The sequence below is a fragment of the Streptomyces anulatus genome, assembly GCF_000721175.1.
In the GTDB taxonomy this organism is placed as follows: Bacteria; Actinomycetota; Actinomycetes; order Streptomycetales; family Streptomycetaceae; genus Streptomyces; species Streptomyces anulatus_C.
The window spans coordinates 36,286-49,970 of sequence record NZ_JOEZ01000007.1 but is presented as its reverse complement, the minus strand read 5'-3'; the positions used below and the strand labels follow the sequence as shown (position 1 = coordinate 49,970).

13 protein-coding genes are annotated in these 13,685 nt (G+C 71.6%); 12 read left to right on the top strand and 1 reads right to left on the bottom strand.

Going from position 1 to position 13,685, the window contains the following annotated elements; genetic code table 11:
* Positions 1–2 precede the first annotated feature (2 nt).
* On the bottom strand, positions 3–953 hold the full coding sequence (locus IG90_RS0108715; protein ID WP_030580053.1) for a hydroxyacid dehydrogenase: 951 nt from the start codon (positions 951–953) through the stop codon (positions 3–5).
* A gap of 215 nt (positions 954–1,168) precedes the next feature.
* Here IG90_RS0108715 and IG90_RS0108710 point away from each other — a divergent pair, with 215 nt between their 5' ends.
* From IG90_RS0108710 to phzG, 12 genes are all read left to right on the top strand, one after another.
* Positions 1,169–2,029: an isocitrate lyase/phosphoenolpyruvate mutase family protein gene (locus tag IG90_RS0108710; RefSeq protein ID WP_030580051.1), complete on the top strand. Its 861-nt coding sequence runs from the start codon at positions 1,169–1,171 to the stop codon at positions 2,027–2,029.
* Between the two features lie 53 nt (positions 2,030–2,082).
* Positions 2,083–3,051: a 2,3-diaminopropionate biosynthesis protein SbnA gene (sbnA, locus tag IG90_RS0108705; RefSeq protein ID WP_033893909.1), complete on the top strand. Its 969-nt coding sequence runs from the start codon at positions 2,083–2,085 to the stop codon at positions 3,049–3,051.
* Entirely contained in the window at positions 3,048–4,106 is a 1,059-nt protein-coding gene (gene sbnB / locus IG90_RS0108700; RefSeq protein WP_030580045.1) for a 2,3-diaminopropionate biosynthesis protein SbnB, read from the top strand. The genes sbnA and sbnB overlap by 4 nt, the downstream gene beginning before the upstream one ends.
* On the top strand, positions 4,106–5,755 hold the full coding sequence (locus IG90_RS0108695) for an amino acid adenylation domain-containing protein (RefSeq protein WP_030580042.1): 1,650 nt from the start codon (positions 4,106–4,108) through the stop codon (positions 5,753–5,755). Before sbnB ends, IG90_RS0108695 begins: the two co-directional genes overlap by 1 nt.
* The gene (locus IG90_RS0108690; RefSeq protein WP_051860077.1) at positions 5,752–6,936 is read left to right on the top strand and encodes a nucleotidyltransferase family protein; all 1,185 of its coding nucleotides are present in this window, start codon (positions 5,752–5,754) and stop codon (positions 6,934–6,936) included. The genes IG90_RS0108695 and IG90_RS0108690 overlap by 4 nt, the downstream gene beginning before the upstream one ends.
* Positions 6,937–6,994: 58 nt before the next feature.
* Complete coding sequence (locus IG90_RS0108685) at positions 6,995–7,267, top strand: phosphopantetheine-binding protein (protein WP_030580038.1); 273 nt, start codon at positions 6,995–6,997, stop codon at positions 7,265–7,267.
* A complete protein-coding gene (locus IG90_RS0108680; protein ID WP_051860078.1) occupies positions 7,264–7,911 on the top strand; it encodes a nucleoside/nucleotide kinase family protein in 648 nt (215 codons plus the stop codon). Before IG90_RS0108685 ends, IG90_RS0108680 begins: the two co-directional genes overlap by 4 nt.
* Entirely contained in the window at positions 7,908–8,813 is a 906-nt protein-coding gene (locus IG90_RS0108675; RefSeq protein WP_030580034.1) for an amino acid kinase family protein, read from the top strand. Before IG90_RS0108680 ends, IG90_RS0108675 begins: the two co-directional genes overlap by 4 nt.
* A gap of 12 nt (positions 8,814–8,825) precedes the next feature.
* On the top strand, positions 8,826–9,944 hold the full coding sequence (locus IG90_RS0108670; RefSeq protein ID WP_030580032.1) for a pyridoxal-phosphate-dependent aminotransferase family protein: 1,119 nt from the start codon (positions 8,826–8,828) through the stop codon (positions 9,942–9,944).
* Positions 9,945–9,994: 50 nt separating this feature from the next.
* Entirely contained in the window at positions 9,995–12,223 is a 2,229-nt protein-coding gene (locus tag IG90_RS0108665) for an FAD/NAD(P)-binding protein (protein ID WP_051860079.1), read from the top strand.
* Between the two features lie 3 nt (positions 12,224–12,226).
* Complete coding sequence (locus IG90_RS0108660; protein ID WP_030580028.1) at positions 12,227–12,940, top strand: maleylpyruvate isomerase family mycothiol-dependent enzyme; 714 nt, start codon at positions 12,227–12,229, stop codon at positions 12,938–12,940.
* Between the two features lie 66 nt (positions 12,941–13,006).
* A complete protein-coding gene (gene phzG / locus IG90_RS0108655) occupies positions 13,007–13,648 on the top strand; it encodes a phenazine biosynthesis FMN-dependent oxidase PhzG (protein WP_030580025.1) in 642 nt (213 codons plus the stop codon).
* Positions 13,649–13,685 lie beyond the last annotated feature (37 nt).

Sequence of the window (13,685 nt, the reverse complement as noted above, 5' to 3'; positions counted from 1 at the left end):
GTTCAGCACACCCTGCTCGTCGCCCGGCCGTCGGCCAGGACGGCGCGCAGGTCCGCGGCGAGCAGCCGCCCGACCCGTTCCTGGGCGTCGGAGGTGGTGGCGCCGAGGTGCGGGGTGAGCACCACGTTGTCCAGCGCGGCCAGCGCCGGGGTGCCGGACTCCTGCCCGTGCACGTCGAGGGCGGCGCCGGCGATCACTCCGTCCTCCAGCGCGCGCAGCAAGGCGTCCTCGTCGACGACGCCTCCGCGGGAGACGTTGATGAGGTAGGAGCCGGTGTGCATGCGGGCCAGTTCCCCGGCGCCGATGAGGTTCCTGGTCCGGTCGGTGAGGGGTACGGCGAGGCAGACCATGTCGGCCGCGTCGAGAAGGTCGGGCAGGGGGACGCGTTTGATCCCGCGGCCGCGCAGTTCCTCGTCGCGGGCCGGAGTGACGCGGTCCACGGCGGCGAGGACACGCATGTCGAACGCCGCGCCGAGCCTGGCGATCCGGGAGCCGATCGGGCCGAGGCCCACCACGCCGAGCACCCGGTCCGCGAGGCCCGGCCCGGCAAGCCGGGGTTTGTTCCACTGGCCGCCGCGAACCTGCCGGTCGGCGAGGGCGATGTTGCGGGTCACGGCGAGCATGAGGCCGACTGCCAGATCGGCGACGGCGGGTGCGGAGACGCCTGGGAAGTTGAACACCTGCACTCCCGCCTCGCGGCAGGCGTCCAGGTCGATGTTGTCGGTCCCCGAGCCGGCCCTCGCCACCGCTCGCAGGCGGCGCCCGGAACGGATGACGTCGCCGGTGATGGTCACACCGCTGCGTACGACGAGGGCGTCGGCGTCGGCGGCCAGTCCGAGGAGTTCGTCATGGCCTGGGTGCAGGCGCACCACGACCTCATGGTCCTGTTCCAGGTCCGCAAGGGCGCTGGGGGAAACGGGGTCCAGTACGACGACGCGGGCTCGATAGGTCATGTCAAAGATCCTGCACTGCCATGACGGCCTTGGCAAGAAATTGCCAAGGCCGTTGACTTCGATGCTCAGGTCCGTGCTAGCTTCACCTCCAGAGCCACGGCATTGCAGCAGGAACACTCAGTCAATTCGATGACAAAGATTGCCGGGTCACCCGGCGCTCCCGGTTTCCGTCGAGGCCGAGACATCCGGGAATCTCCGCCTGAGGAAGGCAGTAGATGCTCAAGCGCAGCTATCCCTCGTTCCGCTCCGTACTCGCCGCACACGACGTGGTGCGGCTCGCGGGCGCCCACCACGCGCTCAGCGGAGTCCTGGCCCAGGAGGCCGGATTCCAGGCGGTGTGGTCGTCGAGCCTGGAGGTGTCGGCCTCCCGATGCCTGCCCGACGCCAGCATCCTGAGCATGACCGAGTACCTGGAGGCGGCCGCCAACATCCAGAAGGCCCTCGACATCCCCGTCGTCGCCGACGTCGACACCGGGTACGGCGGCAACTACAACGTGGCCCACATGGTCCACGAGTTCGAGAGCGCCGGCATCACGGCCGTGTGCATGGAGGACAAGCTCTTCCCGAAGATGAACAGCTTCGCCAACGGCGACCAGACGCTGCTCGACATCCCCGCCTTCGCCGGCAAGATACAGACCGCCAAGGCCGTGCAGTCCACCGAGGACTTCTTCTTCATCGCCCGCACCGAGGCCCTGATCTCCGGCGCGGGCGTCGAGGAGGCGGTGAACCGCTGCAACGCCTACGCCGACGCCGGCGCCGACGCCGTACTCATCCACTCCAAGGCGCGCACCAAGGACGAGGTGGTCTCCTTCCTGGACCGGTGGGACAACCGCGTCCCGGTGGTCATCGTCCCCACCACCTACCCGGACTGGCACATCGACGAGGTACGCGCGGCCGGCGTCTCCGTCGTCATCTACGCCAACCAGGGCATGCGCGCCGCGCTCTCCGCCATGCGCGACGCCTACCGCGCCATCTACGAGGCGGGCGACACCACCGCGCTGGAATCGGAGATCGCCTCGGTGCGGGACATCTTCGACCTCCAGCGGATGGCCGACTGGCAAAAGCTCGACGCGTGAGCACCGCTCGTTCGGACAGCACACGGCGGACGGGTGAAGGCGAGCGGGGGGGCATGACAGTCATCACGGGGGCCGACGAGCTCCTCGACAGCGAGATCTACCTCGATCTGCGGCGGCTCCTGGACTGCCGCCTCTACCTGAAGTGCGAGGGCTTCAACTTCGCGGGATCGGTGAAGGTCCGGCCCGCGGCCTGGATGGTGAACACCGCTCAGCGCGAGGGCACCATCGGCCCCGAATCCATCCTGATCGAGTCCTCCTCCGGCAACCTCGGGGTCGCGCTCGCCGTCATCGCGGCGGCGAAGGGGCTCAGGTTCGTCTGCGTGACCGACCCCAAGTGCAACCCGGCCGCCACCGACCTGATGAAGGCCTACGGCGCCGAGGTCGTCGTGGTCGACGAACCGGACGCCACCGGCAGCTACCTCGCCGCGCGCAAGTCCCATGTGCGCCAGCGCTGCGCGCAGGACCGCCGGTACGTCTGGCTCAACCAGTACGAGAACCCGGCGAACTGGACCGCGCACTACGAGAACACGGCGTCGTTGATCGCCAAGGAGTTCCCGGACCTCGACACACTGTTCATCGGCACGGGTACCGGCGGAACCCTCATGGGCTGCGCCCGCTACTTCCGCGAACACCGGCCGGGCGTACGTATCGTGGCCGTCGACAGCGTCGGCTCGGTGAACTTCTCGGGGGCGCCCGGTCCCCGGCACATCCCGGGGCTGGGCGCGAGCACACCCATGCCGCTGATCGACCCGTCCCTCGTGGACGAGGTCGTCTGGGGCGACGAGCGGGACGCCATCCGCATGTGCCGGCGCCTGGCCGCTCGCGGCGTCCTCCTCGGCGGCTCCTCCGGCACCGTGATCAGCGCGGCCACCGAGTGGCTGGCGCGGCACGGCTCCGCGGACCGGACCTCGGTGGCCATCGCCCCCGACCTCGGCGAGCGGTACATCGACACGATCTACAACGACGCCTGGGTGACGCGCCACTACCACCGGGGCGCGCAGGACCTCTTGGAGAACCAGTGAACAACCCGTCCGAGACACCGGACTTCTCTGTGGTCACGGGTGCCACCGTGCACCATGTGCTGGACGGCAGGCGGCGGGAGGTCTGCGAGCTGGTCGAGCGGACCTACCTCCTGCACGGCGAGGCGGGCACCGTGAATCCGCCCTCCTACTTCCTGCGGTTCCCCGACCGGCCCACCGCCCGCATCATCGCCCTGCCCGCCTCCGTGCGCGGCGAGCGGCCGGTCGACGGCCTCAAGTGGATCTCCAGCTTCCCCGCCAACCTGGACCGCGGCATCCCGCGCGCGTCCGCCGTGCTGATCCTCAACGACCCGGTGACGGGGTATCCGTACGCGTGCCTGGAGAGCTCCATCATCAGCGCCGTACGCACCGCCGCCTCGGCCGCCGTCGCCGCCCGCGCGCTCACCCGCGGTAGGCCCGCGCCCCGCCGCGTCGGCTTCGTCGGCACCGGCCTGATCGCCCGCTACCTGCACGACTACCTGTCCGTACTGGGCTGGGAGCCAGAGGAGTTCGGGGTGTACGACCTGTCGCGGGAGTACGCCGAGGGATTCGCCGGGCATCTGCGCGAGACCGCGGACGGCGCCGCCGTCCGCGTCCACGACAGCGCGGAGAGCCTGGTCCGCTCGTCGGACGTCGTGGTCTTCGCCACCACGGCCGCAACGCCCCACGCCGAGGACCCGTCCTGGTTCGACCACCACCCGCTCGTCCTGCACGTCTCGCTGCGCGACCTGGGCACCGACGTCATCCTCGACAGCGTCAACGTGGTCGACGACGTCGAGCACGTCCTCAAGGCCGACACCTCCGTCCACCTCGCCGAACAGCGCACCGGGGACCGGGACTTCATTCTCGGCACGCTGTACGACGTACTCACCGGCAAGGTCGATCCGCCGACCGGCCGCACCGTCGTCTTCTCCCCGTTCGGCCTCGGCGTACTGGACCTGGCCGTCGGCGACTTCGTACACGGCCGGGCACGGGAGACGAACGCCCTCACCGTGGTCGACGGCTTCTTCCACGACCTCGAACGCCACCGCGGCCCCGGCTCCCGGGACGGTGCGTGATGACCGCCCGCCACGACTGGGCCGAGCTCCCCCTCGTCCCCGGCACGGTGGAGCGGGCCACCTCCTTGGCCCTGACCAGCGCCAAGGAGGTGGACACGGCCACCGGCGTCCTGGAGTACGTCGCCTGGTACGCCGAGCGCGCCCCGGACAGTCCGGCGCTGACCGAAGGCGGACGGACCCTCGGCTACCGTGCTCTGCTGCTCCGGGTCGCCGCCATCCGCGCCGTCCTGCTCGACGAGGGCGTGGGCGCCGGGGAGGTCGTCGCCTGCGTGGGTCCTCGCAGCGCCGAGACGCCGGCCGTGTTCCTGGCCCTGGAGAGCGTCGGCGCCTCCTACCTGCCGATCGACCTCGACTGGCCGCAGGAGCGGGTTCGCGACGTGCTGGAGCGCAGCCGCGCCGCGCTCCTCCTCGACTACGCCGCCCTCACCGGAACGCCGGCCGGACCCGCCCGCGCCGCCGCCGAGGCCGCCCGGGTGAAGGCCGTGCCACTGCCGGCCGGCCCGGCGGCAGCCGACGTGCCGCCCCGGAACACCTCGGACCGCTCCGACGAGACGCGCTACACGATCTTCACCTCGGGCACCACCGGGCGACCGAAGGGCGCCACCGTCGAGCACCGGGGCATGCTCAACCACCTGTGGGCCAAGGTCGTGGACCTGTCCCTGGGCCCCGATGACGTGGTGGCCTTCACCGCACCGCTCGTCTTCGACATCTCGATCTGGCAGATGCTCTGCCCGCTGCTCGTCGGCGCACACGTCGTGGTCCTGGACGACACCGTCATGCGCTTTCCCCGGCGCCTCGTCAAGGCCATCGACGGCCATCGCGTCACGGTCGTCGAGCTGGTCCCGACGGTCGTGGGCTGGCTGGTCGACGAGACCCTCCGGCGCGACCCGGCGCCCCTGCGGGACCTGCGGTGGCTGATGTCCACCGGCGAGGAGCTGCACCCCGCGGTGGCGGAGCGCGCGATGACGGCCCTGCCCCGGGCCACCCTGGTCAACGCCTACGGGCCGACCGAGTGCTCCGACGACGTCACCCACCACGTGGTGACCCGCGCGGACCTGGAGCGCATCCGGCTCCCCGTGGGCTCGCCCGTCATCAACACGGCGCTCTACCTGCTGGTCGAGGGGAACGGGAGCTGGCGGTCCGCGGAACCGGGCGAGCCCGGCGAGCTGTTCGTCGGCGGCACGGGGGTGGGCCTGGGCTACCTCAACGATTCCGAGAACACCGCACGCGCCTTCTTCCGCGACCCGTTCGACCCCGGCTCGCCCACCGGACGGCTGTACCGCACCGGCGATCTGGCGCGGTTCGACGAGGGCGTCGTCCACTACCTCGGCCGCGGCGACCGCCAGGTCAAGGTGGCAGGCGTACGGATGGAACTCGACGAGATCGAGGCGGTGCTCGGCCGCCACCCCGCCGTCACCCAGTGCGCCGTCACGGTCAGCGGTGACGGCGAACGCAGCCAACTGGTCGCGCACTACAGCCTGCGCGTGCCCGTGGCTTCCGAAGAACTACAGCTAGCCGTACGCGCCGCCGTCCCGCCGGCCATGGCGCCCCGGCGCTGGCGGGAGTGGGAGGCGTTGCCGCTCACTCCCAACGGAAAGGTCGACCACCGGTCCCTGCGGGCGGCCGTCAGCGAGGAGGAGACGCGATGACCACCGCACCGGAGAAGACCGCACACCCGGACGTACCGGCGCCCGACGGGCCCGACACCTCCGCCCTGCCCGCCCACGCCCGGCTGCTGCTCGCCCTCGCCCGGCCCCGGCTCGACGCCGCCCACGAGCGCCTGGCGCGCTCGCTCGCCGACCGGAACGACCTCGACTGGGGTGCGTTCCTCGACGCCGCGGCCCGCCACAAACTGCTGCCGCTGGTCGGGCGCCATGTCTTCACCAACCGCCTCGACCGTGATCGCGAAGGGCTCAAGGGCTTCCCGTACGGCTGGGTGTTCACCACCTCCTACCTGGGCAACCGCGTACGCAACCAGGCGCTGGCCGACGACTTCGGCCGGGTGTTCCGGGAACTCGGCGAAGCCGGGGTACGGCACGCCGTGCGCAAGGGTTTCTCGCTGGCCGAGGGCGAATACGGCGACCCCGCCCTGCGCCGGATCAACGACGTGGACCTGCTCGTCGACCGGGACGACGTGCCGCGGGCGCACGAGGTCCTGGAGCGGCTCGGCTACGTGCAGGGCAAGCTCGCCGAGGACGGCGAGCAGGTCGTGCCGTTCAGCCGCAAGACCCAGATCTTCTGGCGCGTCAACCTCAGCAACCAACTGCCGTACCGTAAGGCCGGGAACCGTCCGGACGTCCCCGAGTTCAACGTGGACCTGTGCCACGACATCTTCCAGAAGAAGTCCGGCGTCAGCGCGCCCGCGCGCGAACTGCTCGACCGCTCCGTGCCCATGGTCCTGTGCGGTGCCCCGACCTGGGTGCCCGAACCCGCCGACCGGCTGCTGGACCTCTGCTCCCATCTGCACAAGGAAGCGACGAGCCTGCAGTTCATCGAGGACAGCGTCGATCTGCAGATCAGCAAGTTCCTGGACGTGGCACTCGTCGCCGCCGGTTACGACGAGGAGGTGTGGCGGGCGTTCCTGGTCCGGGTCGAGGAGTACGAGGCCGGCCCCATCGCGTACTACGCCCTGCACTTCACGGCCGAGCTGTACCCGGACGCGGTGCCGCCGGAGGTGCTCGCGGCGCTGCGGCCCGAGGACACCACCTACCTGGACCAGTACGGGACCTTCGACGGCCAGACCGCCCGGTGGGCGCTGCCCTTCCTGGGGCGGCTCTTCGACATCGGCCGCGGGGACGACAGCGAACGCTCCAACGTCCCCCATGACTGAACCGGGCGGCACCACAGCTCCCCCACCGACCACCCCGCCACCGACATCGGGACCATTCATGAACACACCCTGGGACAGCCGTTTCGAGGCGCTGGTGATGCGCCACGTCGAGCTGGGCCGCGACGGCGGACTGAGGCCGGACGACGACCTGCTGAGCCACGGACTCGACTCCATCGCCATCGTCGAACTCGTCGTCTCCCTGGAGGAGACCTACGGCATCGAGATCCCCGACGAGCGGCTCAGCCAGCAGTCGTTCACCACCCCGGGCGTCCTGTGGTCGGTCGTCTCCGGCCTGCTGCGGCCGGAGACGAGCCGGGAGGGTGTCGCGTGATCGTCTCCCTCGTGGGCTCGGACGGAGCCGGCAAGTCGACCGTCTCGCGGCTGGCCACCGAGCGGCTGGCGGCGGCCGGGACGCCGATCGAGCGGGTGGACCGCTGGGACATCGTCGACAACCCGGCGTACCCGGCGACCCGCTTCATGAAGCCCGACGTGCCCGACACCCGGCTCTGCGTCGCGGAGATGCCGAACCCGACCCGCTTCCTGTTCCTCATGTGGTCCATCTCCCACGCCCTGCTGGCCCGAACCCCCGACGCGATCCGGCCCGGCACCGTCACCCTGCTCGACGGCTACTGGATGAAGCACGCAGCCGCCGAGATCGTCTACGGCCTGGACCGCACCTGGGCGGAGGGCGTCGTCTCCGCGCTGCCCGTCTCCGGGCGGGTGCTGTACCTGCGGCTCGACCCGAAGCACGCCTGGGAACGCAAGGTCGGACGGGACGTCGTGCCCTACGAGTGCGGCATGGACCCCGCGTGCTCCCAGGAGAACTTCCTGACGCACCAGAACCGGATCCTGGCCGTGCTCGACGACTGGGCCGCCCGGTTCGGCTGGCTCACCCTCGACGCGGAGGAACCCCTCGACGATGTCGTCGGCCAGGTCGTCACCACCGTGACCGGGGCGCTCGCGGAGGAGCGGTGAGCGCGGCCGCGGCGGCCCCGCCGCCGGCGCGGGCCGGGGGGCCGCGGACTCTCGTCGTCAAGGTCGGCGGGAGCCTCGTCTCCGACAAGCGCACCGACGACCACCTGGACACGGCAGCGATACACGCCTACGCGGCGCTCGTCGCCGACCTCGTACGGACCTTCCCGGGCCGTACGGTGTTCGTGGCCGGCGGCGGCGCCCTGGGCCACGGCGCGGTCCGTGACCTCGACGCCGCCGACGGCTTCGCCGCCCTCGACCTGACCCGGGCCACGTTCGCCGTCAAATGGGCTTGGACCGCGGCCTTCCGGGAGGCGGGCATCCGTGCTCTGCCGCTCCAGGTAGCGGCCATGTGCACGGACCAGCGGTCCGGGGCGGTGGCCGACCTGACCGTGGTGCGCAGGCTGCTGGCCGAGGGCGTGCTGCCGGTGCTCTCCGGCGACTGCATCCTGACCGCCGACGGCAGTCTGCGGATCTACGGCAGCGACCATGTGCCCGGCATGCTCGTCGACGGGTCGCTCGGCCCCGTACGGATCGTCACCCTCACCGATGTGCCGGGCATCCTGACCGGAACCGGTCCCGACGGGCCCGTTCTGCCCTGGGTAAGCCCCGACGACACGGCGTCCGCGCACGCCCTGGTGTGGGAGACCGCTCCCTGGGACACCAGCGACGCGATGCGCGGCAAGGTCGACGCCCTGGCCGCGCACGCCCGGCGCGGAGCCGAGTGCGTGATCACCCGCGGCGACCGCGCCTCGGCCTCGTTGCACCACCTGCTCGCACCGATGGACCGATGGCCGGCGGACGTGCCGCACACACTGATCTCCCGCACCCGCCCCGCGTCCCTCCCGCACCCCCGCACCGCCCCGCCCCCGTCCGACCCCGGCATCACGTCAGCCCGCTCCTGAGGAGGTTCCCGCATGTCCGCCACGCCCACCACCAGCCGTCTGGTACTGCTCAACCCCGGCCCCGTCAACGTCCACGAGGACGTGCGCGCCGCCATGACCTCGCCCGACCAGTGCCACCGCGAGCCGGAGGCCGCCGCACTGATGACCCGGGTCCGTGAGAAGGCCACCCGCCTCAGCGGCGGCGACAGCACCGACACCTCGGTGCTCCTCGCCGGCTCGGGCACCGCCGCGCTGGAGGCCGCGTTCTCCTCCATCGTCCCGGCGGACGGCCGCATCCTGATCCTCGACAACGGCAACTACGGCGAGCGGCTCTGGCGCATCGTCGACGTGCACGGCATCCCGCACCGCCGCATGGAGTTCGGCTGGTGCAACCCGATCGACGTGGACGCCGTCGACCGCGCCCTCGCCGAGGACCCCGGCATCACCCACGTGGGCCTCGTCCACCACGAGACCAGCACCGGCATGCTCAACCCGCTCCGGGAGATCGGCGCCGTCGTAGCCAAGCACGGCCGGCAGCTCGCCGTGGACGCCATCAGCAGCCTCGGCTCCGAGCGCCTGGACCTGCGGGCCGACCACATCGACTGGTGTGTGGGCACCGCCAACAAGTGCGTCGAAGGACTTCCCGGCGTCAGCTTCGTCACCGCACCGCGCCACCGCTTCGAGGGACTCGACGGCGTGCCCGCCCGCACCTTCTACCTGGACCTGTACGGGCACTTCATCTCCCAGGACCGCAAGAACGCGCCCCTGTTCACCCCCGCTCTCCAGGTCATGACCGCGCTGGAGGAGGCCCTGGACCGGTCCCTCACCGAGGGCGTCCGGGGACGCGCCGCCCGCTACACCGCGCTCGCCGAGCAGATCCGGACGGGCCTGGCCGAGCGCGGCGTCCGCTTCCTGCTGCCGGCCGAGCAGCGCGCCAACTCCGTGACGAACGTGTACGTGCCCGAGGGCATGACGTACGACGAACTGCACACCGGACTCAAGGCGGAGGGGTACGTCGTCTACTCCACGCAGGAGCAGCTGGAGGGCGTCTTCCGCGTGGCCAACATGGGCCAGCTGGACGGCGACGACATCACTGGCTTCCTCGCCGCGTTCGACCGCGTGCTCGCCAAGTACGCCGACCAGGGCTTGTGACCGGGCCGCGACGGCACGCTCCCACCCCTCTGACCAAGGAGACCCACCGCATGCGTTCCAACCGACTCGCCATCGTCGGCGCGGGCCCCAGCTGCACCTACGTGCTGGACCGGCTCGCCGCGACGGCGCAGGCGGCTACGACGGCCCTGTCGCTCGACATCCACATCTTCGACCGCGCGGGGCAGTTCGGCGCCGGGCAGGTCCACAGCTCGGAGCAGCCGGTCACCAGCTTCCTCAACCGCATCGTCGGCCAGGTGGCGTTCGCGGCGGACGAGAGCGTCGTCGGCGCGGGACCGCTGCTGCCACGGGAGGACCGGCCCACCCTGCTCGACTGGTGCCGCGCCAGGTTCGAGGAGACCGGGGACCCGGTCTTCGACCTGGCCGCCGAGGACTGGCCGAAGCGTTACGTCCACGGCCTGGCGCTCGCCGACCAGTTCCAGCGGTATGTCAGGATACTGCGGCAAGTGCCGGGCGTGGAGGTTCATTTGCATCACAGCGAGGTGACCGACCTCCAGGATCTGCCGGACGGCTCGCTGGCCGTCATCGGCGGTTCCGGCGAGCACGTGCTCGACGCCGACCATGTTCTGATGCTGACCGGACACTCGTCCAACAACCCGGCCCGCTACCCGCGTCAGGCCGAGTGGGCGCGGTTCGCCGAGGAGCGCCGGGCGGCCTTCGTACCGTCCGCCTACCCGCTGGAGAAGGCTTTCGGGCCCGGACAGGCCGGCCCCGGCAGCACCGTCGGGTGCGTCGGAATGGGCCTCACCGGCATCGACGTCATCCTCCACCTGACCGAGGGCCGGGGCGGAGTCTTCGAGGAGCGGCCCGACGGCACCCTGTCGTACCGGGCCTCCGGCCGGGAGCCCGACTCCATCGTCCTGTTCAGCCGCGCCGGGTTGTTCACCTTCGCCCGGCCCTACAACGCCAAGGAACGCGACCCCGAGCGCCTGGAGCACCGGGGCGTCTTCCTGGTCGAGGACGCGGTGCACCGGCTGCGCCGGTCGGCGGGCCGGCCCGTGACCATCGGCGGCGCCGAACAGCGGCAGCTCGACTTCCGCGACCACGTCTTCCCCGTCATCGTGCTGGAGATGGCCCACCTCTACTACACCACCCTGCTCGGCGCCGGCTTCGGTCGCCGTCTGGAGGCGGCCGCCCGGCCCGAGTACGCGGCGTTCCTCGCCGACGGCGGGCGCGGCGCACCGTCCGAGGACTCCGTACGACGGCTCCTGGCTCCGCTGGAGGCTCTGGTCGACGAGGCGGCGCAGACCCTCGACGCGGTCCTTGCGGGCACGTCGGGACTGGCCGCGGCGAAGGATCGGGAGTGGGACGCCGAGGCGGCGCTGCACCGTTTCCTGGACGTGGTGTTCGGGCCCGAGCAGGCGGCCGGCCTCGCCGCGCGGATCGACGACCCGGCCCTGTTCGCGGCCGGTGTCGCGGCCACGGAGTCCCCCTGGCGCCACCCGAGGAGCGTCGGGGCCCAGCGGTTCTCCTGGGAGCGCTCGATCCGGCCGATCGACCGCGAATCGTTCAGCACGCCCGCGGAGTACCGTGCGGCGATGCTGGACTTCCTCGACCTCGACCACCGCTGGGCCGCCCAGGACAACCTGTCCAATCCGGCCAAGGCGGCGGCGGACGGTGTCTGGCGCGACCTGCGTGACGTCCTGGCGGCGGCGGTCGACTTCGGCGGGCTGCACGCGGCGTCGCACCGCGACTTCCTGGACGTCTTCATGCGCCACCACAACCGGCTCTGCAACGGTGCCGCGCTGGAGGTCATGGAGAAGATCCGGGCCCTGATCCAGCACGGCCTGGTCGATGTCTCAGCCGGACCCGGGGCCGAGGTCGAACCGGACGCGAGCAGCGGACGCTTCGTGGTGCGCGGTGGTGTCACCGGCGCCGAACTGCCGGTCGACATCCTCGTCGACTCGCGCGTGCACCCGTTCGACGCCGAGAACGACATCCTGCCGATCTATCCGAACCTGCTGCGGCACGGGCTCGTGCGCAAGTGGTGCAACCCGGGCGCGGGCGAGCCGGACTTCGCCCCCGGCGGCCTGGACCTCACGGAGGACTTCCACCCGGTACGGGCGGACGGCGAGGTGGACCGACGGCTCACCCTGCTCGGCCCGCCCAGCGAGGGCGTGATGTTCTTCCAGCTGGGCGCGTTGCGCCCGAACCAGAACCACCACGTCATGCAGGACATCCTGTGCTGGATAAGGGAGTTCTGGGGGCAGGACGGCAGCGCCGCCGACACGGTCGGCGAGCGCATCACCACTGGGGTCTGAGGGATGACGAACACACACGGCGACAACGCCGAACGGCTCGACGGGATCGCGGCGATCCACGCCCGCCTGCGCGAGGACGCGGCGGCGCTGGACGACGCGGCGGCGCGCGGGGCGACCGAACTGCCGGGCTGGAGCAGGGGACACCTCCTCACCCACCTCGGCGACCTGTCCCGCGCCTTCGCCCGGCAGGCGCGCTACGCCGTCGAGGGCCGCACCGTCGAGGTGTACGACGGCGGCCGCCCCGGCCGTGACGCGGGCATCGAACGGGGCGCCGGGCGTCCGGCGGCTCAACTGCGGGAATCGCTGGAGGACGGGCTCACGCAGTTGGAGGAGGCGTGGGCCGAGCTGGGGCCCGACGACTGGAGCCTGCCCTGCTCCTACCGCGGCGCGGACCTGCTGGCCACCCAGCTGTGCTGGTGGCGGGAGGCGCACGTCCACTACTCCGATCTGGGCACCGGCTACCGGCCCGAGGAGTGGGGCGACGCACTCGGCGCTCACCTCGTCGGCTATCTGCTGCCCCGGCTGCCGCAGACGCGCACCACGGTGCTGCTCTCCGCCGACACGACGCGGCGCTGGGAGCACGGCTCGGGCGCCCCGACCACGGTCCACGGCACCCAGAACACCCTGGCGGCCTGGCTCGCCGGGCGGTCCGCCGCCCAGCGGCCCAAGGCCTACGGGTCCTCCGATTCGCTGCCGGACCTGGGCCCCTGGCCCTGACCGGCGCACCGGAAACGCCGCGCCCGCGGCCCGGAACACCCCGCACGACCGAAGGAGACGACAGGTATGGCGGCACGGACACAGAGTCTGAGCGGTGACACCACCCTGGTGCTGCCCGAGTTCGACACCCCGCCGCAGGACCCCTACCCGCTGATGCGCGCCTGGCTGGACTCCGCAGTGGCCCGTGAGGTCCGCGAGCCGTACGCGGCGGTGCTGGCCACCGCCGACCGGTCGGGCAGGGCGTCGAGCCGGGTGCTGCTGGTCAAGGAGATCGACGACCGGGGGCTCCAGTTCACCAGCTTCAAGGGCAGCCGCAAGGGCCAGGAGCTGGCCGGGACGCCGTGGGGGTCGCTCACCTTCTACTGGCGGGAGACGCTCCAGCAGCTCACGGTGCAGGGGCCGGTGGAGGTCCTCACCGGCCCGGAGTCCGACGAGCTGTTCGCCCGGCGGCCGCTCGCCGCGCAGGCCACCACGGCGATCTCGCGGCAGAGCCGGCCTCTTGATGACGAGGCCGCGCTCAAGGCCGGTGCGAAGGCGCTCGCCGCCGGTGGGGGCCCGGTGCCCCGCCCCGACGAGTGGACCGGTTACCGGCTCGTTCCGCAGCACATCGAGTTCTGGTACGGCAGCCCCGACCGGCTGCACCGGCGGCTGCGCTACGACCGCGGTGCGGAGACCTCCGGCTGGGCGCACCAGCGGCTCCAGCCCTGAGGTCCCAGCCCTCATCCGATCAGCGACAACCTTGGAG